Raw genomic sequence first — 22,905 nt, forward strand, 5'->3', positions numbered from 1 at the left:
CCGTGTCACATCTCCTCGCTCCAGCAATACCCATCGCGCGCAATCATCGCGCTGGCCGAGCTGGGCCCCCAGCTGCCCGCCGTGTAGGGGCGTGGCCCCACGGGGTCGTTCTTCCAGTGCTGCAGGATGGGCTCGACCCAGCGCCAGGCTTCCTCCTGTTCGTCGCTGCGCACGAACAGGTTCAGGCGGCCTGCAATCACGTCGAGCAGCAGGCGTTCGTAAGCGCCCACGCGCTCGGTGCCAAAGCGCTGGTCGAAGTCGAGGTTCAGCTGCACCTGCGACAGGGCGGGCTCCGTCTGGTGCTGGGCCGCGCCTTGGGCCAGCAGGTGCAGCTCCAGCCCGTCCTTGGGCTGCAGGTTGATCACCAGGCGGTTGGCGGCGCCCACCGGGGTCTTGAAGATGGGGTGCGGCACCGGGCGGAAGTTGACGACGATGTGCGCGTCGCGCCCGGCGAGGCGTTTGCCGGTGCGGATGTAAAACGGCACACCAGCCCAGCGCCAGTTGCTGATCTCGGTGCGCAGCGCCACAAAGGTTTCGGTGGTGCTGCCGGGGGCAACACCTTTTTCCTGCAGGTAGCCGGGCACTTGCGTTCCTTGCACAGTGCCCGCCGCGTACTGCCCGCGAATCACATGCTGGCCGATGGTCTCCATGCTCCAGGGCTTGAGCGACTGCAGCACCTTGAGCTTTTCATCGCGGATGGCGTTGGCGCTGGAGTTGATGGGCGGCTCCATGCCAATCGCGCACAGCAGTTGCAGCGCGTGGTTTTGCACCATGTCGCGCAGGGCGCCGGTCTGGTCATAGAACGCGCCACGCGTTTCCACGCCCAGTTCTTCGGCAATGGTGATCTGGATATTGGCAATCGTCTCGCGCCGCCACAGGGGCTCGAACAGCGCATTGCCAAAACGCATGGCAAACAGGTTCTGCACCGAGGGCTTGCCCAGGTAGTGGTCGATGCGAAAAACCTGCTCTTCCTTGAGCACGCGGCGCAGCGTGTCGTTGATGGCCTGGTTCGATTTGAGGTCGTGGCCCAGTGGCTTTTCCAGCACCACGCGGGTGGTGGGGCCGTTCAGGCCGACGGCGGCGATCTGCTCGCACACATTGGTGAACAGGCTGGGCGCGGTGGCCACATACATCACTACCGAGTCCGCGCCGCGTTCGTGCAGCATGGCGGCCAGCTTGGTGTAGTCCTCAGTCTTGGACAGGTCCATGCGCAGGTAGTGCAGCAGCGCGCCGAAGCGTTCGAACTCGTCCGGGGTGGGGCGCTTGGCCAGTTCCACGCTGTCAAAACGCGCCTTTATCAGGCTGCGGTATTGTTCATGGCTCAGTTCGTCGCGTGCCACGGCAATGATGCGACCCCCCTCGGGCAGCGTTCCGTGCCGGAACGCCTGAAACAATGCGGGCATGAGCTTGCGCCAAGCCAGGTCACCTGTTCCACCAAACAGGACAAGGTCAAAACTCATGGGGTCTCCGTATCAGGGTGTTGTTGTGCGTCTGAGGCTGGAAATTGTAATCTCGTTACATTGAATTGTGTAGATGTAGAGGCTGTAAAACGTTTTTTGACAGTTCGTGCGCAGAAAATTATTAGATAAATTGTGTAATTAAGTTACTATCTCGCCGGTTTTCACCTCCCCACATCCTGAATCCACCATGTCCTCCCTCCGTTGCGACCAAACTCCGCAGTGGCCTCAGTTGCAGGCCGCGTTCTCCGCAGATGGCAGCCGTCTGGACCTGCGGAAGGCCTTCGCCAGCGATGCGCAGCGCTTTGAGCACTTCAGCCAGCATGCGCCCGAGGTGTTTGCGGATCTTTCCAAGAACCTGTGGGACGCCGCCACCGAAGCGCTGCTGCTGGACATGGCCCGTGCCAGTGGACTTACCCGGCACCGCGACGCCATGTTCGGCGGCCAGCCCATCAACAGCACCGAAGGCCGCGCCGTGCTGCACACGCTGCTGCGCCGCCCCCGGGGCCTGGCGTTGCCCAGCGACGGGCCAGACATTGCACACAAGCTGGCCCAGGTGCACACCACGCTGGATGCCATGCTGGCCTATGCCGACACGGTGCGTGCGGATGGCGCCATCACCGATGTGGTGAACATCGGCATCGGCGGCTCGGACCTGGGCCCACACATGGCCGTGCTGGCGCTGGAGCAGTTCCGCGCACCGGGCAAGCGGCTGCACTTTGTCTCCAACGTGGACGGGCATGAGCTGCACACCACGCTGCGCACGCTCAAGCCCGAGAGTACGCTATTCCTCATCGCCTCCAAGACCTTCACCACGGCAGAGACCATGACCAACGCGCGCTCGGCGCTGGCCTGGTTTGCAGCGCAAGGTGGGCAGGACGTGGGGCGCCACTTTGCGGCGCTGACCACCAATGTCGATGCCGCGCAGGCGCTGGGCATCACCACCACCTTCGGCTTCTGGGACTGGGTGGGCGGGCGCTATTCCCTGTGGTCGGCCATTGGCCTGCCGATTGCGATTGCGATTGGCTCGGCAGGCTTTCAGGACTTGCTGGCCGGCGCCCATGCCATGGACGAGCACTTTCGCACAGCGCCACTGGCGCAGAACCTGCCGGTGCGACTGGGTGTACTCGACATCTGGTACCGCAACTTCCATGGCTTCACCAGCCGCTGCATCGCGCCCTACCATGCCGCATTGCGCCGCCTGCCGGCCTATCTGCAGCAACTGGAGATGGAGAGCAACGGCAAGCGCGTGGGGCTGGACGGCCAGCCGCTGCCATATGCCACGTCGCCCGTGCTGTGGGGCGAGCCGGGCACCAACGGCCAACACGCGTTCTTCCAGATGCTGCACCAGGGCACCGACGTGCTGCCGCTGGAACTCATCGCCGTGCGCCAGCCCACCCACCCACTGGAGGGCCACCACAACAAGCTGCTGGCCAACGCCCTGGCGCAGGCCCAGGCGCTGATGGTAGGCAAGGAAGGGGAAGATGGGCACCGCCACTTCCCGGGCAACCGGCCCAGCACCTTCTTGCTGCTGGATGCGCTCACCCCCGCATCGCTGGGCGCGCTGATTGCGCTGCAGGAGCACCGCGTGTTCGTGAGCGGCAGCCTGTGGGGCATCAACAGCTTTGACCAATGGGGTGTGGAGCTGGGCAAGGTGCTGGCCAAGGACATTGAGGCGCGCCTGGCCAGTGGCGACGCTGCGGGGCTGGATGGCTCCACCGCCGGGCTGCTTGCCCAGCTGCGCACCGGCGTCTGAAGAAGATCCGTGGCGACCGCCGTGAGGCGGCGCGACCACGGGCAGTGGCGATTTTTCGAGGAGACACCATGACTGCACCCCGGCCGAATTACCGTTCTGCCGACTTTCTGCGCGCGCACATCCGCCAGACCATGGCGTTCTACGACCCCGTGGCCACCGACGCGAGCGGCGGGCAGTACCACTTCTTCCTGGATGACGGCACGGTGTACGACACGCGCACCCGCCACTTGGTCAGCGCTACCCGTTTTGTGGTCACGCACGCCATGCTGTACCGCACCACGGGCGAGCAGCGCTACCAGGCCGGCATGTTGCACGCGCTGCAGTTTCTGCGCACCGCGTTCCTCGACCCCGCCACGGGAGGCTACGCCTGGCTGATCGACTGGAATGAAGGGCGAGCCACCGTACAAGACGCCACGCGCCACTGCTACGGCATGGCCTTTGTGATGCTGGCCTACGCCCGCGCCTTTGAAGCCGGAGTGCCCGAAGCCCGCCAGTGGCTGGCCCAGGCGTTTGACACCGCCGAACAGCACTTCTGGCAACCCACCGCAGGCTTGTATGCTGACGAGGCCAGCCCTGATTGGCAGCTCACAGGCTACCGGGGCCAGAACGCCAACATGCACGCCTGCGAGGCCCTGATCTCGGCCTTCCGCGCCACGGGCGAGCGCCGCTACATCGAGCGTGCCGAGCAACTGGCGCAAGGCATCTGCCAGCGGCAGGCGGCGTTATCCAACCTTGCCAGCGCCCCGGCTGCCGAAGGCTGGGTGTGGGAGCATTTCCACGCCGACTGGTCGGTGGACTGGGACTACAACCGCCACGACCGCAGCAACATCTTCCGCCCCTGGGGCTACCAGATCGGCCACCAGACCGAATGGGCCAAGCTGCTGCTGCAACTTGATGCCCTGTTACCCGCCGACTGGCATTTGCCCTGCGCACAACGCCTGTTCGATGTCGCCGTGGAGCGTGGCTGGGATGCCGAGCACGGCGGTCTGTACTACGGCATGGCGCCCGACGGCAGCATCTGCGATGACGGCAAATACCACTGGGTGCAGGCCGAAACCCTGGCCGCTGCTGCGGTGCTGGCCGTTCGTACGGGCGATGATCGGTATTGGCTGTGGTACGACCGCATCTGGGCCTACTGCTGGGAGCACTTTGTGGACCACAACCACGGCGCGTGGTTTCGCATCCTGCACCGCGACAACCGCAACACCACCCGCGAGAAAAGCAATGCGGGGAAGGTGGACTATCACAACATGGGGCGTGTTTTGACGTGTTGGGGGCGTTGGGGGAGGTGTGAGTGAGAATGGTGGCTATCGGCCGAGGCTGTGTGGAAACGCTCAACGAGTATGTGTGCCAGTCCCGTCACGCGTCACTGAGCCGCATTTTCCAGCAGCTCTGTTGAGTAGTCGTTTTGGAGCACCTTGGGCCTTGCGACGCATTTCTGAGGCCTTTCTCGGCCTGTAAAAGCCAACAAAGGCTTTACGCCTTCACCATCCGCATCGCCAGCATCATCTGCGCGATACCCATCACGCTCATCACCCGCTTGAGGTTGTAGGCCAGCACATGCAGGCTCATCTCGGTGCCCACGTGCTTGAGGGTCTTCATCAAGAAGTGAATTGAGCCCATCCAGTGCTTGAGTGTCCCGAAGACATGCTCCACGGTGGACCTGCGCAACGTCATGGCCTCGGGGTTACCGTCTAGCCGTTGCTGAACGCGCTCCAGAACATCTTCGTGCTCCCATCGGCGAATGCGCCGGTTGCTACTGGTCGTGCACTTGGATTTGAGCGGACACTTTGGGCAGGCACTAGACCAATAGACGCTCAGATTCAGACCCTTCTCGAGCGTTTTGAAGCGATGGATCGCACGCTCGCCTGCAGGGCACTGGTACTCGTCATCCTTAGCGATGTAGATGAAGTCGGCCTTGTCGAAGCGCCCTTCAGCCTTTGCGTTTGACGTCATCGGTTTGGGCACGAAGGTCGTGATGCCAGAGTCTTCGCAGGCCTTGAGTTGCGGGCCGCTGAAGTAGCCTCGGTCGGCGAAGGCTTGCAAGCCCTGGCTCCCCATAGCCTGGTCTGCGGCACAGGCCATGTTGTGCAACTGCGCACGGTCATTGCCAACGTTCGTCACCTCGTGCACGACGACCAAGTGGTGCTTGGCATCGACAGCGGTCTGCACGTTGTAGCCCACCAGGCCCGATCCCTTGGCCTGGGTTGCCATCGAACGTGCATCGGGATCCGTGAGGGAGATCTGGCCATCGGGCAGGCTCTTCAATTGCTCCTTGAGACCGTCGAGTTGCCGCATCTGCTCACGCAGCTTTTTTAGCTTCTCCTGCAGTCGTTCTGTCTTGGCTTCGACCTCTGCCGGCTGCGTGCGGTCAGCGGTCTCCAGCGCGTCCAGGTAACGCTGGATACTCTGCTCGATCTGCTGCTGGCGGGCCTCGATCTTGCCGGCGGTGAAGTTGCGGTCACGGCTGTTGACGGCCTTGAACTTGCTGCCGTCGATGGCCACGATGGCCTGCGAGAAGAGGTTCAACTGTCGGCACATGGCGATGAAGCGCTTGCAGACGTTGCGGATGCCAGCGCCGTTGCTTCGACGGAAGTCCGCAATGGTCTTGAAGTCCGGCGCAAGGCGCCCGGTCAGCCACATCAGCTCGACATTGCGCTGGGCTTCACGCTCCAGCCTGCGGCTCGATTGGATGCGGTTGAGGTACCCGTAGATGTAGAGCTTGAGCAGGACAGCGGGGTGGTACGAAGGCCGGCCAGTGACTGCCGGATTGATCCCATCGAAACCAAGTGCCCGAAGATCCAGTTCTTCGACAAACACATCCACAACACGCACCGGGTTGTCCTCTGCGATGTAGTCGTCCAAGCACTCCGGCAGCATAGTGACCTGTTGTCGGTCTTCGCCTTCGATGAATCGCTTCATGGGGGCACCTCGCTTGAATCGGGTGCTGCTATTTTAGTTTTGGACCGCAATCGTGGGTGGAGTTTTCACACAGCCTCGGCCAACAGCAGACGGTCAGTCCCGGGAGATTCTTGAATTATGACGATCACACCCTCTATCGAGGGCTTGGTTTCTTGGCTCAAGTATTTCGATGTCGAGTACCTGAGCGACTACGAATGCGCACAGTTGGCTAGCCTCGACGTCAATGATCCGGACGACCGAAGTCGAGCTATGCAACTAGCCGTTTCATTCGAGTTTGAATTCCTGAATGAGACTTCGAAGCGGTCGATGCTCTCGATTCTGGAGCGCTCTTTGAACGTATCTGAGGTGGAACTAGCGACCATTTTTTCACGCGTCGGGATGCCCTTCGTACATGACGTCGAACATCCCTCGGACTTTTTACATGCCCTGCGGCAAGCGGTCGGGCGGTAGGCTCCTAGAGCTGCGTTCGACAGGTGGGAGCACAGAAGGATAGCGACTGATACGAGCCCAAACCCGAAGCCCGGCACCTCTCTCCCTGAGCAGGATCCCGTACCACGCACTCAGCCTGCGAAGAAATTCACCGGTAGTCCCTGCGCCTTCACCCGCACGCTGAACAGCGATCCCGCAGGAGTCTTCGCCTCCTGCTCCTCCACCGGCCTCCCCGCCCTTGCCGACGTGATGTACAGCGTCCGCAAATCCTCCCCCCCAAAACACACCATCGTCGGGCACTGCACTGGCGCTGCAATGCGCTGCAGCACCTCACCCGCTGGCGAGAGTTGCAACACACAAGCGCCTTCGTACATCGCCACCCAGTAGTTGCCTTCCACATCCATCGCCGCGCCATCGGGCCTGCCGCCGTAAGGCTGGCCTTCCACCTTGCGGTCGAACTGCACCCAGGGGCGGCGGTTCGTGATCGCACCCGTGGCCACGTCAAAGTCAAACCGGTCAATGCGATGCTCCGGCGTGTTGGACCAGTACAGCGTGCGGTTGTCGGGGCTGAAGGCCAGGCCGTTGGCGGTGAAATTGTTGGCTGCCATCTGGCGCACGCGGTAGCCCGTGGCACTGGCCGCGTCGGCCCGCAGGCACCACAGCGCGGCATCCGGCGCGGTGCGAGGGCTGATGACCGAGCCCGCCCAGAACCGGCCTGCGGTGTCGCACCGGCCATCATTCAGGCGCAGCACAGCGGTGTCGTGCTGATCAGGTGGCAGCAGGGCCAGGCAGGTGAGGGCGGTGGTGTCGGCACTGCCCTTCGCCGTATCCAGAAGGTAGAAACCGTTTCGTAACCCGATTACCAATCGCCCGCCCGCTGCTGGCGCGCAGCAGCCGGGCTCACTGGGCATGCGCCATTGCCGGTGGCGACCGCTTTCAGGATGCCATGCGTGTACTGCTTGTGCCTGAATGTCACACCAGTAAAGGGATTCTTCCGTGGGGTGCCAGAAGGGTGATTCGCCCAGTTCGGAGGGCGGCAGGGGCAGGGTTTGCAGGGACATGGGTTGAAGTGGGGTGGTTATCGAGTTACATTCTAGGGCCTCATACAACAGGCTCTAGGCACATCGCCCTGGGGCCGAGCCACCCACCGATGGAGACTTCCATGCACCCAGTTGTAGCGCGCGTGACCGAGCGCATTGTCCAGCGCAGCGCAGACACCCGCGGCGCTTACCTCGCAGGCATCGACGCCATGATCGCCCGCAAGCCCGCACAAGACCGCATGGGCTGTGCCAATCTGGCCCATGCCTATGCCGCGCTACCCGGCGCCGACAAGTTCAAGATCACGGTCGAAAAGGCGCCCAACATCGGCGTGGTCACGGCCTACAACGACATGTTGTCGGCCCACCAGCCCTACCAAAGTTACCCCGCCGTGCTGCGGGATGAGGCCGCCCAGCACGGCGCCACGGTGCAGGTGGCAGGCGGTGTGCCTGCGATGTGCGACGGCGTGACGCAGGGCACGCCCGGCATGGAGCTGTCGCTGTTCTCCCGCGATGCCATTGCCATGGCCACTGCGGTAGCGCTGTCCCATGATGTGTTCGATGGCGCACTGCTGCTGGGTGTGTGCGACAAGATCGTGCCCGGCCTTTTGATCGGTGCGCTGCACTACGGGCACCTGCCCTGCGTGTTTGTGCCCGCAGGCCCCATGGGCACCGGCCTGTCGAACAAGGACAAGTCCAAGGTGCGTGAGCAGTACGCGCAAGGCCTCGTGGGGCGGGATGAGCTGCTCAAGGCCGAATCCGCCGCGTACCACAGCCCCGGCACCTGCACCTTCTACGGCACGGCCAACAGCAACCAGATGCTGCTGGAAGCCATGGGACTGCACGTGCCCGGCGCGGCCTTTGCACCGCCGGGCACCGAAGAGCGCGAAGCCTTCACGCGCAAGGCGGTGCGCACGGTGCTCGACATTGGCAAGCGCGGATCGCGCTTCACGCCCATCGGGCGTGTGGTGGACGAGCGCTGCATCGTCAATGCCATGGTGGCCTTGCTGGCCACGGGCGGCTCCACCAACCATTTGATCCACTGGGTGGCCATTGCGCGCAGCGCGGGCATCCTGATCGACTGGTCGGACTTTGACGAGCTGTCGTCCGCCGTGCCGCTGCTGGCCCGCGTGTACCCCAATGGCGATGCCGACGTGAACCAGTTCCAGGCCGCAGGCGGCCCCGCGTGGATCCTGCGCGAGCTGCTGTCCGGCGGCTTCATGCACCCCGATGTGATGAGCGTGAACACCGGCGGCATTGCCGCAGGCGGGCAGGGCGCTCCGGCGGTGTCGGGTGACGAAACCGTGTTGCGCCCCATGACCCGGCCGTTCTCGCCCACCGGCGGGTTGCGTCTGCTGCAAGGGCGCCTGGGTCGCGCGGTGATCAAGGTGTCGGCCGTGCCCGAAGACCGCCACATCATCGAAGCGCCTGCGCGCGTGTTCGATTCGCAAGAGGCTTTGCTCGCCGCCTTTGCTGCGGGCGAGGTGCAGCAGGACATGGTGGCCGTGGTGCGCTTTCAGGGCCCGCAAGCCAATGGCATGCCCGAGCTGCACAAGCTCACCCCTCCGCTGGCCGTGCTGCAGAACCAGGGCTTCAAAGTGGCGCTGGTCACCGACGGCCGCATGAGCGGCGCATCGGGCAAGGTGCCCGCCGCCATCCACGTCACGCCCGAGGCACTGGCCGGTGGCCCGCTGGCCAAGGTGCTGGACGGCGACATTGTGCGGGTGGACGCCGTTGCCGGCACGCTCGATGTGCTGGTCGACGAAGCCACCTGGGCCGCCCGCCCCGTGGCGCCGTACACCGTGCCTCCCGCCACCGGCTTTGGCCGGGAACTGTTTACCAACTTTCGCCGCCACGCAGGCGGTGCCGAACAAGGAGCCTGCACATGGTTGTAGCAGGATGCACCCCCTGAGTCGCTGCGCGCGCCTTCCCCCTCTCTCGCTGCGCGGGAGGGGGACGCACCCGGTGGCCTGGCGAAGCCAGTTCCACGGGTGCACTGGTATGGGCCGCGCCCCTGTCATACGCCGCGTGCGGCATCCAACATCAAGGAGTATTTCCATGAATCCCATTGACATCGCCAGCCATGGCCCCGTCATCCCCGTCATCGTGATCGACCGCGTGGAAGACGCGCTGCCCCTGGCCGAGGCGCTGCTGGCCGGTGGCGTGAAGGTGCTGGAAGTCACACTGCGCACCGCTGCTGGCCTGCCCGCCATCGAAGCCATTGCGCGCAATTTGCCCGAGGCCGTGGTGGGCGTGGGCACGGTGCTCAACGCCGACGATGCGCGCCGCGCGAGCGAGGCCGGTGCACGTTTTGCGGTGAGCCCGGGTTACACCTCCGAAGTGGGTGGCGCCTGCAAGGGCCTGAATTTGCCGCTTCTGCCCGGTGTGGCCACGTCCAGCGAAATCATGGCCGCGCTGGCCGATGGGTTCTCGTTCCTCAAGCTCTTCCCGGCCGAGGCCGCCGGCGGCATCCCTCTGCTCAAGGCCTGGGCCAGTCCGTTTGGCCAGATCAGCTTTTGCCCCACGGGTGGCATCAGCCTGGCCACTGCGCCCAACTACCTGGCGCTGCCCAATGTGCGCTGCGTGGGCGGTTCGTGGCTGACGCCCGCCGACGCCGTGCGTGCGGGCGACTGGGCGCGCATCACCCAGCTGGCGCGCGAGACGCATGCGCTGCGCAAGGCCGTGTGAGTTTTCCAGGATTTGAGGCGAAAAAATGGCTCTAGCGCTTGTCCTGTGAGCGTTGATAGCTATAAGAATAGAAGCATCCGTCGTTCCGTGGTCCGCCTGCAGAGTGAGGCGTAGTCGGTGGGGTGACTGGGCGTGTGGACTTGCTGCCCTGCGCGCCCCTATCATGGCGCGGGGCTTGGCCCTGCCACAACGGCTTTACGTTTCAAAGAGAGGGAGTTCAGTATGGATTTTGTTTCGGCTATCAAAAGCTGCCTGGGGCAGTACGCGGGTTTCTCGGGCCGCGCCGTGCGCTCCGAGTTCTGGTGGTTTTTCCTGTTCCAGATCATCGTCATGGTGATCGCCAGCTTCCTGGGTGACGTGGTCTCCGGCATCGTCTCCATCGCGCTGCTGCTGCCCGCATTCGCCGTGGGCGCGCGGCGACTGCACGACATTGGCCGATCGGGCTGGTGGCAACTGCTGACGCTGACCGGCATCGGCGTGCTGGTGCTGATCTACTGGTGGGTGCAGCCCAGCGAGGGCTGATCTTTGCGACGCCGCTGCGGGCTCTCTCTGAGTCCGCCCGCGCCAAGCCCGCTGGCCTTACGGTCAGCGGGCTTTTTTGTGGGGGTGTGGCGGGGGCTCCGAGGTACCTGAGAGGTACCGCAACCTTGTGCAGCGCGAATATTGGTCAAAAGTGGCTCTGGCGCTTTATTGATAGGCGCAAATAGCTATGAAAATAGAAGCAATCTCACTGCGATCCGAGCGCAACTTGTTGCTGTTGTACGACATCTTGTATCTGGAGCGCGCACCTGTGTGGTTTGATTTTTAGAATAGTAATCATTCTTATTTCTATTCTTGAAAATCATGAAACTCCAGCATCAGCGGACCGCAGTCTGCATGGGTATTGCGTTGGCTTTTGGAGGCGTCCCCGCCTGGGTCGCGGCCCAGGCCCAGGACGTGGGAGCCACCTTGTCCGAGGTGCGCGTGGACGCGAGCGCCGAGAAAGAATCGGCCACCGCGCCGGTGGTCGGCTACCGTGCCCGCAACGCGGCCACGGCCACCAAGACCGACACGCCCCTGGCCGAAACCCCCCAGTCCGTCACCGTGGTCACGCGCGACCAGATCGTGGACCAGGGCGCGACGACCTTCCAAGAGGCGCTGCTGTATGCCGCCGGGGTGCGCAGCGACGCCTATGGCCTGGACAGCCGCGCCGACAGTGTGCGGGTGCGCGGCAGCTCCCCCGACACGTACCTGGATGGTTTGCGCCAGAACTACAACTGGTACACCAGCACCACCCCCGCCGAACCCTACACACTCGAGCGCATTGAAGTGCTGCGCGGCCCGTCGGGCATGCTGTTTGGCGCGGGCACGGTGGCGGGCGTGGTCAACATGGTCAGCAAGCGCCCGTTGCAGGAAGCGCAGCGCGAAGTGGGCGTGCAGCTGGGCAGCTGGAGCCGCAAGCAGCTGCAGGCCGACCTGACCGGCCCGCTCACGAAGGACGGCGAATGGTCGTACCGTCTTGTGGCCGTGGCGCGCGATGCGGACACGCAGACGGACTATGTGCAGAACGACCGCCGACTGATCGCGCCATCGCTGGCCTGGCGCCCCAATGCCGCCACCTCGCTGGTCCTGCAGGCCCACTGGCAGCAGGACCGCACGGGCACCACTGCGCAGTTCCTGCCCTGGTCGGGCACGCTGTTGCCCAACCCCAATGGCCAGCTGCCCATCAACCGCTTCATCGGCGAGCCTGGCGACTATTACGACAGCGACCGCGAATCCATCGGCTACCTCTTTGAGCACCGCTTCAGCGACGCATGGGCGGTGCGCCAGAACCTGCGCCTGGCGCGCAACGAGAACCGGGGTGGCTACCACTACGCCGATTTCTTCAAAGTCCCCGGCGGGTTCGGCTGGGACCCCGTGAACCAGCGCCTGACGGGCCGCGTCTACGGCAAGAACATCACACGCACGCGCATGGCGGCGGTGGATACGCACCTTCAGGGCAACCTCACCACCGGCGCCCTCAGCCACCAACTGCTGCTGGGTGTGGACTGGAACCGGCAGACCGAGAACAAGAACGAGGCCGACGATGCGTACAACACGCCCATCGATGCCTACGCCCCGGTGTACGGCAATGTTCTGAACCCGACGCTCATCGCACGGCCTGAGAACGTGCAGCGCCAAAGCGGCCTGTATGTGCAGGACCAGATGAAGTGGGGCAACTGGATGTTCATCGCCGGCCTGCGCCACGACCGTGCTGTGAACAGCTTGGCGGGCCAGTCCGATGACCGCACCAGCGACACCACCAAACGCCTGGGTGCGATGTACCAGTTGGGGGGCGGCTGGACGCCCTACATCAGTTATGCCGAATCCTTCAGCCCCGTGAGCGGCACCAATGCCTCGGGCCAGCGCTTCAAGCCGCTGGAGGGCGAACAGATCGAGGTGGGCGTGAAATATGCCCCCTCAGGCGGCACCACCCAGTTCACGGCGGCGGTGTACAACCTCAAGGAAAAGAACCAGAAGGTGGCCGACCCGACCAACCCCGACAACTCGCTGCAGGTGGGCCAGACCCGCAACAAGGGCCTGGAGCTGGAATACAAGGCGCGCGTGGCCACGGCGTTTGACCTGACCGCCCACTACAACTACACGGACGTCGATCCGCTGCTGGAAAACCTGCCGCGCCACCAGGCGGCCGTGTGGGGCGTGTACCGGTTCTCCATTGGCGGCGTGCGCGGCTTCTCGGCCGGTGCGGGGTACCGCTGGCTGTCGTCGTTCCGCGACGGCACGGGGCCCGAGGTTCCGGCGGCCGGTGTGGTGGATGCGCTGCTGGCCTACGACAGCCAGGACTGGCGCTACGCGCTCAATATCAGCAACCTGGCCGACAAGAAGTACATGAGCACCTGTCTGGCGCGTGGTGACTGCTGGTGGGCGACACGGCGCAATGTGGTGCTGAGCGCGACCTACAGGTTCTGACGGACCCATCGGGGCAATCCGCTGCTCCGGCGGCATTCACCCGTGGATGTCGGCCCGGCAAGGAAAAAACCCCGCAGGTTTTGCAACCTGCGGGGTTTTTTTGTGGGCTACCGGGCAGAACCTGGGTTCCACCCGGAGCGGCCGGCCATTACATGCCCATGCCGCCCATGCCACCCATGCCACCCATGTCGGGCATGCCGCCGCCAGCGCCGGCCTCGTCCTTGGGTGCCTCAGCAACCATGGCTTCGGTCGTCAGCAGCAGCGATGCCACGGAGGCAGCGTTTTGCAGGGCCGTACGGGTGACCTTCGTGGGGTCCAGAATGCCCAGTTCGAGCATGTCGCCGTAGGTGTCGTTCGAGGCGTTGAAGCCGTAGTTGCCCTTGCCGGCCAACACAGCGTTCACCACCACCGAGGCTTCGCCACCAGCGTTGTTCACGATTTCGCGCAGAGGCGCTTCGATGGCCTTGAGCACCAGCTTGATACCGGCTTCCTGGTCAGCGTTGTCGCCCTTGACCGAGTCGCCCACAGCTTGCTTGGCACGCAGCAGGGCCACGCCACCACCGGCCACAACGCCTTCTTCCACAGCTGCACGGGTAGCGTGCAGTGCGTCTTCCACGCGGGCCTTCTTTTCCTTCATTTCGACTTCGGTGGCAGCGCCGACCTTGATCACGGCCACGCCGCCAGCCAGCTTGGCCACGCGCTCTTGCAGCTTTTCGCGGTCGTAGTCGGACGTGGCTTCTTCGATCTGCACGCGCACTTGCTTGACGCGGGCTTCGATGTCAGCAGCAGCGCCAGCGCCGTCGATGATGATGGTGTTTTCCTTGCCCACTTCGATGCGCTTGGCTTGGCCCAGGTCGGCCAGCGTCACCTTTTCGAGCGTCAGGCCCACTTCTTCAGCGATGACCTTGCCGCCCGTCAGGATGGCGATGTCTTCCAGCATGGCCTTGCGACGGTCGCCAAAGCCTGGAGCCTTCACAGCCACAACCTTCAGGATGCCGCGAATCGTGTTGACCACCAGCGTAGCCAGGGCTTCGCCTTCGACTTCTTCGGCAATGATCAGCAGGGGACGGCCAGCCTTGGCAACTTGCTCCAGCGTAGGCAGCAGGTCGCGGATGTTGCTGATCTTCTTGTCGAACAGCAGCACGAAGGGGTTGTCCAGAATCGCGGATTGCTTTTCGGGGTTGTTGATGAAGTAGGGCGACAGGTAGCCGCGGTCAAACTGCATGCCTTCCACGACGTCCAGTTCGCTGTCCAGCGACTTGCCGTCTTCCACGGTGATCACGCCTTCCTTGCCAACCTTGTCCATGGCGTCAGCGATCAGCTTGCCGATGGTTTCGTCGGAGTTGGCGGAGATCGAACCCACTTGGGCGATTTCCTTGGAGGTGGTGGTGGGCTTGGAAGCCTTCTTCAGCTCGGCAACCAGGGCCGTCACAGCCTTGTCGATACCGCGCTTCAGGTCCATCGGGTTGATGCCGGCGGCCACGTACTTGAAGCCTTCGCGAACGATGGCTTGTGCCAGCACCGTAGCGGTGGTGGTGCCGTCACCAGCGTTGTCGCTGGTCTTGGAGGCCACTTCCTTCACGAGCTGGGCGCCCATGTTCTGCAGCTTGTCCTTGAGTTCGATTTCCTTGGCCACGGACACACCGTCCTTGGTCACGGTAGGGGCGCCGAACGAGCGCTCCAGCACCACATTGCGACCCTTGGGGCCCAGAGTCACCTTGACCGCGTTGGCCAGGATGTTCACGCCTTCAACCATGCGTGCGCGGGCTTCGCCGCCGAAAACTACGTCTTTTGCTGCCATTTTGGAGCTCCTAATTTGGTTCAAATTGGCCGCTAGCGCTTATCTAGTAAGCGCAAGCAGCTATGAAAAAGTGAGTAATTCAGAGAGGTGAGAAATTACTTCTCGACCACTGCGAACAGATCGTCTTCCTTCATGACCAGCAGCTCATCGCCGTTGACCTTGACGGTCTGGCCCGAGTACTTGCCGAACAGAACGCGGTCACCGACCTTCACGTTCAGGGCGATCACGTCGCCCTTGTCGTTCTTCTTGCCGGGGCCGACGGCCAGCACTTCACCTTGATCGGGCTTTTCAGCGGCGTTGTCAGGGATCACGATGCCGGAGGCCGTCGTGGTTTCGCTTTCGATACGCTTGACGATCACGCGATCGTGCAGAGGGCGAAGGTTCATTGCAATGCTCCTGTTTTCAGTAAAAAGCTGACGTACTCAGCGCCTGGAGGCCCAGGCGCTACCAAACTTCCGGCAGCCGAGGCGGTGTTAGCACTCGTCTGCGGTGAGTGCTAATGATACGGGCATTCCACCCCATTTCAAGAGACCGGATGCACGTCTGAGATATTTGCTTACGGTTCGAACTGCTGAATGGGGGGGCTTGGCGGCAGTGTGTAACGACCGAGCACCTACAATCGCATTTCAGTCAGTGAAGGGTGCCTTGCGAATCCACGCCTGTGCGGCTTGTATGGTCGCAGCGGCCCCTTCTACCTTAGCGGCTCCCAGCCACCGCATGTCGATTGCGGTTCGACTAGAAGCTTTTCTGTCCAGGAATCTGATGGCCCCCCTGCAACTCACCACCACGCTCATGGGCATCGGCCTCGCAGCGCTTATCTTGTACCTCATTCGCCGGGACCACCTGTACGTCATGCACGGGCTGTTTTGGGTGTTGGTTGCTGGTGCTGCGGCAGTGTTGGGCGCCTGGCCAGGATTGATTGACCGCCTTGCGATGGTGCTTGGTGTCATCTATCCGCCGACATTGCTCTTACTGCTGGTATCCATGGTGCTGTTGATAAAGGCACTGCACAGCGACATGCTGAACACCCGCATTGAGCGAGACGTGCGTCGGCTGAACCAGCGGATCGCCCTGCTGGAAGCAGACCTGAAGGCACCTGCCGCTACCCACTCGCAAACAAAAACTGACCCTGACCTGCGCTAGCCCATGACTGACTCCCAAAACGTTCTGTTGCCCGTCGTGCTGTGCGGCGGCTCCGGCACCCGCCTGTGGCCATTGTCCCGAGAAACCTATCCAAAGCAGTTCCTGGCGCTGACAGGTGCACGCACCATGTTGCAGGACACTGCGCTGCGTCTGAACGGTCTTTCCCACATCGCGGTGGCCAAGGAGCCTGTGCTGGTGTGCAACGCGGAGCATCGCTTTCTTGCGGCCAGTCAGCTGCAGGAAGCCGGCATCCGAGGCGCGCGGATCTTGCTGGAACCGGCTGGGCGCAACACTGCCCCGGCCTTGACGCTGGCAGCCCTTCAGGCCGTTTCGGAGGGGGGTGATCCTGTGCTGCTGGCGATGCCGGCAGACCATGTGATCGCCAACCTGCAAGCTTTCCACACGGCCATTGAGAAAGCCTTCGCCATCGCCTGCGGTGGTGCCATGGTGACCTTCGGCATCGTCGCCGACAAGCCCGAAACGGGCTATGGTTACATCGAGTGTGGCGACGCCCTGCACGGTGGCGGGGCGCACCACATCGCCAGCTTTGCCGAAAAGCCCGATCTCGCCCGCGCACAGACCTACCTGGATTCCGGCAACTACCTGTGGAACAGCGGCCTGTTCATGGTGCGCACCAGTGTCTGGCTGAAGGCCATCGAAAGCTGCAGGCCAGACATCCTCGCGGCGTGCCGCACTGCGATGGTAGGCGCCCAGAAAGACATCGATTTCGTCCGACCCGAGCCCAGCGCCTTTAGCGCATGTCCCTCGGATTCCATCGACTATGCCGTCATGGAGCGGCTCCCGGCCAGGCCTGAGCTGGGCATTCCGGCGTGTGTCGTGCCCTTGCAGGCTGGCTGGTCCGACCTTGGGGCATGGGATGCGCTATGGCAGGTGCGGGAGCAGGACGCACGCGGCAACGCACAGGTCGGCGACACCATCCAGCACGGGTGTTCCAACACCCTGCTGCTGTCCAGCAGCCGGCTCGTGGCCGGGGTCGGACTCGACAACATCGTTGTCGTGGAGACTGCCGATGCGATCCTGGTAGCGGACAAGCGGCAGACGCAGGATGTGAAGCATGTCGTGTCGAAATTGAGAGAAGAAGGGCATCTGTTGACCCAGACGCATCGCAAGACGCATCGGCCCTGGGGTTGGTACGACTCCATCGACAGCGGAGACAGGTTCCAGGTCAAGCACATCGTGGTGAACCCCGGAGCCCGCCTGAGCCTGCAAATGCACCACCACCGTGCCGAGCACTGGATCGTGGTGCAGGGGACTGCAGAAGTGACGAATGGCGAGAAAACCTTCCTCTTGGGGGAAAACGAATCCACGTATATCCCGCTGGGGCACGTGCATCGATTGACGAACCCCGGCAAAGTACCGCTGGAAATCATTGAAGTTCAATCCGGCAGCTATCTCGGTGAGGATGATATTGTCAGATTTGAAGACAATTATGGCCGCGTGAACGAGAATCACGCTCCAGCTACTTAAATCATGCTTGCTCGATTATATTTGATTAATTGGAGAGAGAATTGAAGAAAAAAGTCGCGCTGATTACCGGCATTACAGGGCAAGATGGTGCTTACTTGGCAGAGTTCCTTTTGCAAAAGAACTATGAAGTGCATGGAATTCGTCGTCGTGCCTCGCTGTTCAATACGGACCGCATCGATCATCTCTACCACGATCCACACAATAAAGGCTATGACCTGACGCTGCATTATGGAGATTTGACCGACTCTTCCGGCCTCATCCGGGTGGTGCAGGAAGTCAAACCGGACGAGATATACAACCTAGCAGCCCAAAGCCATGTCGCTGTGTCGTTCGAGGAGCCCGAGTACACCGCCAATTCGGACGCACTGGGGACCCTGCGCATGCTCGAGGCGATTCGGATTGCGGGCCTCAAAGATTCCACCAAGTTCTACCAGGCATCGACCTCGGAGCTGTATGGGCTGGTTCAGGAAATACCGCAGAAGGAGACCACGCCCTTTTACCCCCGATCGCCGTATGCGGTGGCCAAGATGTACGCGTACTGGATCACTGTGAACTACCGTGAAGCTTATGGAATGTATGCCTGCAACGGGATCCTGTTCAACCACGAGTCACCCATTCGCGGCGAAACCTTCGTCACGCGGAAGATCACCCGTGCACTGGCGCGCATCAAGCTGGGCCTGCAAAGCTGCCTGTACCTTGGCAACATGAACGCCATGCGGGACTGGGGCCACGCGCGGGACTACGTGGAAATGCAGTGGCTGATGTTGCAGCAGGATGTGGCGGAGGACTATGTCATCGCGACGGGCGAGCAGCACTCGGTGCGAGACTTCGTCAACTGTGCAGCGGAGGAAATCGGAATCCATCTGCGCTGGGAAGGTGAAGGCGTCGAGGAGAAGGGTTATGACACGGCCACCGGAAACTGCATCGTGGCCGTGGATCCGCGTTACTTCCGACCCGCAGAGGTTGAGACGCTTCTCGGGGACCCCTCCAAAGCCAAGCAGAAGCTTGGCTGGGTGCCGCGCACGTCGTTCAAGGAACTGGTGTCCGAAATGATGCAGGAAGACTTGAAGGGTGCCCAGCGCGATGAACTCGTCAAGCAACACGGATTCAAGTATTTCAATCACCATGAATAAGCCGGAAAAAATGATTCCCGTTTATCAACCGTATTTCAGCGGGCGTGAGAAAATTTACGTGAATGAATGCCTGGATACGACGTGGATCTCATCCAAGGGCGAATTCATCCGGCGCTTCGAGCAGTGTTTTGGCGACTATATTGGCTCTTCAAATGTCACCAGCGTCTGCAACGGAACCGTAGCGATTCACCTTGCACTCGAAGCGCTGGGCATCGGACCGGGTGACGAAGTCATCGTCCCGACATTTACGTACATCGCGTCGGTCAACACGATCATCCAGACGGGCGCTAAGCCGGTTTTCGTGGATTCTCTCGATAGCACGTGGCAGATTGACCCCGAAGACGTCAAACGGAAAATCACGCCCAAGACCAAGGCGGTCATGGTGGTTCACTTGTATGGCCTTCCGTGCGACATGGACGCGATGGTTGCGATTTGCGAAGAACACAAGCTTCTGCTCGTGGAAGACTGCGCCGAAGCCTTTGGTTCACGCTACAAAGGGCGTCACGTAGGCACGTTTGGCGATGTTGCCACGTTCAGCTTTTTCGGCAACAAGACCATCACCACCGGCGAAGGTGGGATGGTTGTTGCCAAAGAACAGGACACCATTCAGCGCGCATTTCACCTGAAGAACCAGGGAGTGTCACAGACGCAGGAGTATTGGCACGATGTCGTGGCGTACAACTACCGTATGACCAATATTTGTGCTGCTATTGGTCTGGCGCAGCTGGAGAACGTGGAGGAGATTCTGGCGAGAAAGCGGCAGGTAGCTGTCTGGTACCAGGAAAACCTCGCAGACCTCCCATTGGTGACACACAGAGAAATACCCGATACGGTGCATTCGTTCTGGATGTGTTCGATAGCGGTGAATGATGCAAAACAGCGCCAGCCACTCCGCGATTTCTTGAAGGTTCAGGGAATCGAGACACGCCCTGTGTTTTATCCCTCGCACACCATGCCCCACTGCGCAACGGATGAGACCTTTACGGTCGCAGAATCACTGGCAGCGCGTGGTATTAATTTACCAAGTTATCCGGGGTTGAGTCGCGAGGATGTGAGTTTTATAACGGGCAAGATCCGCCAGTTCTTTGGTTGAGCAGAGGGATGAGATACGCTATTGTTGCCACGACCGGCTGGCTGCTACTCGTAGACCTGCAAACAAAAAAAGTACAAGCATTAGAGAATGGCCGTCCTGAATACTACGGCATCTCGTGGTTTGATGGTGATAATGATCTGGTACTTTCCCATACCGGATTGGATAGTGCCACTCTCACCGATATTAATGCTTATGCATTGTCGGAGCGAGGCTGGGTTTCTAAGGGGGGGCTGCGTAGCAGAAATTTTCTATCGGCCCCCCATCAGATATTTTGCGCCCCAGATAATAGAATAGTTTGTGCAAACACTGGACGTAACGTGATCAGTGTGTTTGATTATGGGAGGCCGAATGTTTATCAAGAGGCTGGAATAAGCTCTGAACGGTGGGATCGGTTATCTCTTGAAAATTTGACGGGCGACCATCTTAATTCGGTATTCCTGCGTGACGACCGTCTGTACGTTATTGCACATGGATTTTCTAAGGGTTCAAAGCTTGCAGTATTTAGCTATCCTGGGTTGGAAATTATCTCTGTTGAGGCAGTAGTCGGAAAAACGGGATTGCATAATATATGGATCAAAAGCAACGGTCAGCGCATTAGCTGTCACTCAGAGGGTGGTAGCCTTATAGATTTGCATGATAAATATCCGCTATGGGAGTCCGGTTCTGAAGGTTACACACGTGGTTTAGCTGCGACCGATGAATATGTGCTGGTCGGCGAAAGCCAGAAGTCTGGACGGGACCTGCGCCGTAGCTCGCTGAGCGGCTTGTGGATACTGGATGCCAAAACCTGGAAACCTCTGGACTACCTAAGTCTTGGCCCCTACGGCGTAGTGATGGAAGTTCGGGTGCTGGATGCGCCCGATGACGCGCATCACGGGAAGCCGTTCAAAGGGCTGGCAGCCTTGCTGGCCAAGGATGCATTGATGGAAATTTCCCACAGCCGACTGTCGGGATCACGTGCCGTTGCCGAGAACGCTCGCTTGTGGGCAACCTATGAGCCGGTGTTTGGAGCGCCCGCCATCTCAAATGACGGGTTCAAGTGCGCAGCTGTCGATCAGTTGAGCTTGGCAATCAAAAATGAAAATTCGCCCACGCAAATCAAGTTCGAGTACAGCTTGGACAACGACCCCAAGGCACACATTTCCGCGGTGCTCGGATATCAAGGAAACGGCGGTGACAGCACCGTGTCGGCAGTGTTACTTCGACCGGTGGACGCCAAGGCCGTCTTGTCCGTTTGGCGAAATGATGGGCAGACTTGGTCGCTCTTGCCGATTCCCAATGTGTTCACTCACCTGCCCTTGTCGGGAACCATGACGGTGGCGGTCACGGAAAAACAAGCCACCGTGCAGTTCAGTGACGGTACATCCATGGTTTTGAGTAACGAGCAGCTGTGCTTGGACCGGTGTAACCATGGGCTGGGCATACGGTGGGCTGGTGGATCGGTTCGACCGGTAGAGAGTGTTTCCCCATGAGCGAAAATTACATTCAAGGTATTTGGCGAGCGCGCTATTTCTGGACGCACTTAGCTTTGGCAGACTTGCGCGCGAGATGGCGCCGGTCATTTTTGGGGGTGCTGTGGTCCATCATCCAGCCCCTTGGAATGACGCTCTTGCTGGCGATAGTACTCAGCAAGATGTTCAAGTCTGATATATATACCTATGCACCCTATATTCTTTCCGGAATAATATTCTGGGAGTGCATTACCGCGTGTGTGACTGGTGGAGCATTGTCATTTGTTCAAGCTGATGCATACATTAAACAATGCAAGCACCCACTCGCAATCTACACACTGCGCACCGTACTTACAAGTCTGATAGTGCTGGCTTTGGCTAGCACGTCGCTTCTCGGTTGGTCTGCCATTGTGCTTCCTCAGAACATCGGTCTTCACTGGCTTGCAATACTGACTGTTTTTCCTATTTTGGGATTGATTCTCTGGCCTTTGTCCACTTTACTAGCATATATCGGTGCCCGCTTTCGTGATGTGCCTCACGCGACGGGTTTGGTAATGCAGGCGCTTTGGTTTTTGTCCCCTGTTTATTTTGAGGCCAAAATGTTCCGCCAGGGCGGTCTCGATTTTCTCGTGGACTACAATCCGATCTATCACCTCCTTCAAATTGTCAGGGCGCCTTTGCTGGAGGGCAAGTGGCCGAGTCTGGAAAATTATCTATTCACTTTCGTGGCAGTGGTTGTTTTCTCCTTGATCGCTTGGTTGGTAGGTAGGTCAGCAGAGCGAAAGGTCATTTTTTACTTATGAAGCAGCCATACATCAATCTGCATGCAGTCGACTTGCATTACGCAGCGGTTGCATTCAAAGAGCGCTCTTTGAAGTCCTTGCTTGCTGGTGCCTTCAAGATTGGGTCGAGGAAAGCAGAAGTCAAAGACGTGCACGCGCTGAAGAACATTTCTCTTCAGATCAGGGGGGGAGAGCGCGTCGGTCTCCTTGGCCACAACGGTGCGGGCAAAAGCACCTTTCTGAAGACCGTCGCGGGCTTGTATCCGGTGTCCGCTGGTACCGTGGAAGTGCGAGGCGAAGTGCGATCACTGTTCGATCTCAGCATGGGTTTCGAGCCAGACGCCACAGGCCGGGAAAACATCCTGTACCGGGGGTTGCTGCTAGGATTGACGCCCGCATTCATGCGTGCCCAAGAGGCCTCCATCGTCGAATTCGCTGGATTGGGGGAGTTCATCGATTACCCTATCAAAACGTACTCTGCTGGCATGCAGGTTCGCCTGGCATTTGCTATTTCAACAGCGGTTGGTGGTGACGTTCTACTACTGGACGAGGTAATCGGCGCTGGCGATGCGAATTTCATGGCGAAGGCAAAAATCCGAATTGCCGCTTTGATTGAACAGGCGGAAATCCTGATTCTTGCATCGCACGATTTCGGTGCATTGAGTACTCTGTGCTCCAGGGGGCTGGTTTTCCATCATGGTGAAATCATATTCGATGGATCGATCAATGATGCGATCGCAGAGTACAAAAGGGTCAACGGCCTTATATGATCTCCC

General features: G+C 60.7%; 18 protein-coding genes and 1 pseudogene. 14 read left to right on the forward strand and 5 right to left on the reverse strand.

Annotation, left to right across the window (positions count from 1 at the left end):
* Positions 1-5 precede the first annotated feature (5 nt).
* On the reverse strand, positions 6-1,460 hold the full coding sequence (zwf, locus tag EXV95_RS21365; RefSeq protein WP_176888379.1) for a glucose-6-phosphate dehydrogenase: 1,455 nt from the start codon (positions 1,458-1,460) through the stop codon (positions 6-8).
* A 187-nt stretch (positions 1,461-1,647) separates the two neighbouring features.
* Here zwf and pgi point away from each other — a divergent pair, with 187 nt between their 5' ends.
* Positions 1,648-3,213: a glucose-6-phosphate isomerase gene (gene pgi, locus EXV95_RS21370; RefSeq protein WP_176888380.1), complete on the forward strand. Its 1,566-nt coding sequence runs from the start codon at positions 1,648-1,650 to the stop codon at positions 3,211-3,213.
* A 68-nt stretch (positions 3,214-3,281) separates the two neighbouring features.
* Positions 3,282-4,507: pseudogene (locus EXV95_RS21375) on the forward strand (AGE family epimerase/isomerase).
* 182 nt (positions 4,508-4,689) lie between these two features.
* On the opposite strand, the gene EXV95_RS21380 reads toward EXV95_RS21375, so the two are convergent.
* Positions 4,690-6,135: an IS1182 family transposase gene (locus EXV95_RS21380; RefSeq protein ID WP_176888382.1), complete on the reverse strand. Its 1,446-nt coding sequence runs from the start codon at positions 6,133-6,135 to the stop codon at positions 4,690-4,692.
* Between the two features lie 117 nt (positions 6,136-6,252).
* Here EXV95_RS21380 and EXV95_RS21385 point away from each other — a divergent pair, with 117 nt between their 5' ends.
* The gene (locus EXV95_RS21385) at positions 6,253-6,585 is read left to right on the forward strand and encodes a hypothetical protein (RefSeq protein ID WP_176888383.1); all 333 of its coding nucleotides are present in this window, start codon (positions 6,253-6,255) and stop codon (positions 6,583-6,585) included.
* A 110-nt stretch (positions 6,586-6,695) separates the two neighbouring features.
* Here the strand turns inward: EXV95_RS21385 and EXV95_RS21390 are convergent, their stop codons facing one another.
* The gene (locus EXV95_RS21390; RefSeq protein ID WP_176888384.1) at positions 6,696-7,625 is read right to left on the reverse strand and encodes an SMP-30/gluconolactonase/LRE family protein; all 930 of its coding nucleotides are present in this window, start codon (positions 7,623-7,625) and stop codon (positions 6,696-6,698) included.
* 101 nt (positions 7,626-7,726) lie between these two features.
* On the opposite strand from EXV95_RS21390, the gene edd reads away from it, so the two are divergent.
* From edd to EXV95_RS21410, 4 genes are all read left to right on the forward strand, one after another.
* Entirely contained in the window at positions 7,727-9,496 is a 1,770-nt protein-coding gene (gene edd / locus EXV95_RS21395) for a phosphogluconate dehydratase (protein WP_176888385.1), read from the forward strand.
* A 163-nt stretch (positions 9,497-9,659) separates the two neighbouring features.
* Complete coding sequence (gene eda / locus EXV95_RS21400) at positions 9,660-10,289, forward strand: bifunctional 4-hydroxy-2-oxoglutarate aldolase/2-dehydro-3-deoxy-phosphogluconate aldolase (protein WP_176888386.1); 630 nt, start codon at positions 9,660-9,662, stop codon at positions 10,287-10,289.
* A gap of 222 nt (positions 10,290-10,511) precedes the next feature.
* Positions 10,512-10,811 carry a DUF805 domain-containing protein gene (locus EXV95_RS21405; protein WP_055395156.1) on the forward strand — a complete coding sequence of 100 codons (300 nt, stop codon included), beginning with the start codon at positions 10,512-10,514 and terminating at the stop codon, positions 10,809-10,811.
* A 321-nt stretch (positions 10,812-11,132) separates the two neighbouring features.
* Positions 11,133-13,238, forward strand: coding sequence for a TonB-dependent siderophore receptor (locus tag EXV95_RS21410; RefSeq protein ID WP_255484832.1), 2,106 nt, complete (start codon positions 11,133-11,135; stop codon positions 13,236-13,238).
* A gap of 148 nt (positions 13,239-13,386) precedes the next feature.
* Here EXV95_RS21410 and groL read toward each other — a convergent pair whose 3' ends face one another.
* Both groL and EXV95_RS21420 read right to left on the reverse strand, forming a co-directional pair.
* Positions 13,387-15,039, reverse strand: coding sequence for a chaperonin GroEL (gene groL / locus EXV95_RS21415; protein ID WP_055395159.1), 1,653 nt, complete (start codon positions 15,037-15,039; stop codon positions 13,387-13,389).
* Between the two features lie 95 nt (positions 15,040-15,134).
* Positions 15,135-15,425, reverse strand: a complete 291-nt coding sequence (locus EXV95_RS21420) for a co-chaperone GroES (RefSeq protein ID WP_055395161.1) — start codon at positions 15,423-15,425, stop codon at positions 15,135-15,137.
* Positions 15,426-15,801: 376 nt separating this feature from the next.
* On the opposite strand from EXV95_RS21420, the gene EXV95_RS21425 reads away from it, so the two are divergent.
* Genes EXV95_RS21425 through EXV95_RS21455 form a run of 7 tightly spaced genes read left to right on the forward strand, consistent with a single transcriptional unit; the run spans position 15,802 to position 22,899 of the window.
* Positions 15,802-16,182 carry a DUF2304 domain-containing protein gene (locus EXV95_RS21425; RefSeq protein ID WP_176888387.1) on the forward strand — a complete coding sequence of 127 codons (381 nt, stop codon included), beginning with the start codon at positions 15,802-15,804 and terminating at the stop codon, positions 16,180-16,182.
* A gap of 3 nt (positions 16,183-16,185) precedes the next feature.
* Entirely contained in the window at positions 16,186-17,670 is a 1,485-nt protein-coding gene (locus EXV95_RS21430) for a mannose-1-phosphate guanylyltransferase/mannose-6-phosphate isomerase (protein WP_176888388.1), read from the forward strand.
* A 41-nt stretch (positions 17,671-17,711) separates the two neighbouring features.
* Positions 17,712-18,803, forward strand: coding sequence for a GDP-mannose 4,6-dehydratase (gene gmd, locus EXV95_RS21435; protein WP_176888389.1), 1,092 nt, complete (start codon positions 17,712-17,714; stop codon positions 18,801-18,803).
* Positions 18,796-19,896 (forward strand): DegT/DnrJ/EryC1/StrS aminotransferase family protein, encoded by a 1,101-nt coding sequence (locus EXV95_RS21440; protein ID WP_255484833.1) that lies wholly within the window; start codon positions 18,796-18,798, stop codon positions 19,894-19,896. The genes gmd and EXV95_RS21440 overlap by 8 nt, the downstream gene beginning before the upstream one ends.
* Before the next feature lie 8 nt (positions 19,897-19,904).
* Positions 19,905-21,368, forward strand: coding sequence for a hypothetical protein (locus EXV95_RS21445; RefSeq protein WP_176888390.1), 1,464 nt, complete (start codon positions 19,905-19,907; stop codon positions 21,366-21,368).
* Entirely contained in the window at positions 21,365-22,150 is a 786-nt protein-coding gene (locus EXV95_RS21450; protein WP_176888391.1) for an ABC transporter permease, read from the forward strand. Before EXV95_RS21445 ends, EXV95_RS21450 begins: the two co-directional genes overlap by 4 nt.
* Positions 22,147-22,899, forward strand: a complete 753-nt coding sequence (locus EXV95_RS21455) for an ABC transporter ATP-binding protein (protein WP_176888392.1) — start codon at positions 22,147-22,149, stop codon at positions 22,897-22,899. Before EXV95_RS21450 ends, EXV95_RS21455 begins: the two co-directional genes overlap by 4 nt.
* Positions 22,900-22,905 lie beyond the last annotated feature (6 nt).

Source organism: Acidovorax sp. JMULE5 (genome assembly GCF_013376875.1).
Classification (GTDB): domain Bacteria; phylum Pseudomonadota; class Gammaproteobacteria; order Burkholderiales; family Burkholderiaceae_C; genus Acidovorax; species Acidovorax facilis.

Bases quoted from the DNA above. Each gene is read 5' to 3' on its own strand.
- EXV95_RS21455 (WP_176888392.1), top strand. From the start codon at position 22,147: ATGAAGCAGCCATACATCAATCTGCATGCAGTCGACTTGCATTACGCA.
- EXV95_RS21430 (WP_176888388.1), top strand. From the start codon at position 16,186: ATGACTGACTCCCAAAACGTTCTGTTGCCCGTCGTGCTGTGCGGCGGC.
- EXV95_RS21425 (WP_176888387.1), top strand. From the start codon at position 15,802: ATGGCCCCCCTGCAACTCACCACCACGCTCATGGGCATCGGCCTCGCA.
- zwf (WP_176888379.1), bottom strand. From the start codon at position 1,460: ATGAGTTTTGACCTTGTCCTGTTTGGTGGAACAGGTGACCTGGCTTGG.
- EXV95_RS21410 (WP_255484832.1), top strand. From the start codon at position 11,133: ATGAAACTCCAGCATCAGCGGACCGCAGTCTGCATGGGTATTGCGTTG.
- EXV95_RS21445 (WP_176888390.1), top strand. From the start codon at position 19,905: ATGAGATACGCTATTGTTGCCACGACCGGCTGGCTGCTACTCGTAGAC.
- EXV95_RS21405 (WP_055395156.1), top strand. From the start codon at position 10,512: ATGGATTTTGTTTCGGCTATCAAAAGCTGCCTGGGGCAGTACGCGGGT.
- eda (WP_176888386.1), top strand. From the start codon at position 9,660: ATGAATCCCATTGACATCGCCAGCCATGGCCCCGTCATCCCCGTCATC.
- groL (WP_055395159.1), bottom strand. From the start codon at position 15,039: ATGGCAGCAAAAGACGTAGTTTTCGGCGGCGAAGCCCGCGCACGCATG.
- edd (WP_176888385.1), top strand. From the start codon at position 7,727: ATGCACCCAGTTGTAGCGCGCGTGACCGAGCGCATTGTCCAGCGCAGC.
- EXV95_RS21390 (WP_176888384.1), bottom strand. From the start codon at position 7,625: ATGTCCCTGCAAACCCTGCCCCTGCCGCCCTCCGAACTGGGCGAATCA.
- EXV95_RS21420 (WP_055395161.1), bottom strand. From the start codon at position 15,425: ATGAACCTTCGCCCTCTGCACGATCGCGTGATCGTCAAGCGTATCGAA.
- pgi (WP_176888380.1), top strand. From the start codon at position 1,648: ATGTCCTCCCTCCGTTGCGACCAAACTCCGCAGTGGCCTCAGTTGCAG.
- EXV95_RS21385 (WP_176888383.1), top strand. From the start codon at position 6,253: ATGACGATCACACCCTCTATCGAGGGCTTGGTTTCTTGGCTCAAGTAT.
- EXV95_RS21450 (WP_176888391.1), top strand. From the start codon at position 21,365: ATGAGCGAAAATTACATTCAAGGTATTTGGCGAGCGCGCTATTTCTGG.
- EXV95_RS21380 (WP_176888382.1), bottom strand. From the start codon at position 6,135: ATGAAGCGATTCATCGAAGGCGAAGACCGACAACAGGTCACTATGCTG.
- EXV95_RS21440 (WP_255484833.1), top strand. From the start codon at position 18,796: ATGAATAAGCCGGAAAAAATGATTCCCGTTTATCAACCGTATTTCAGC.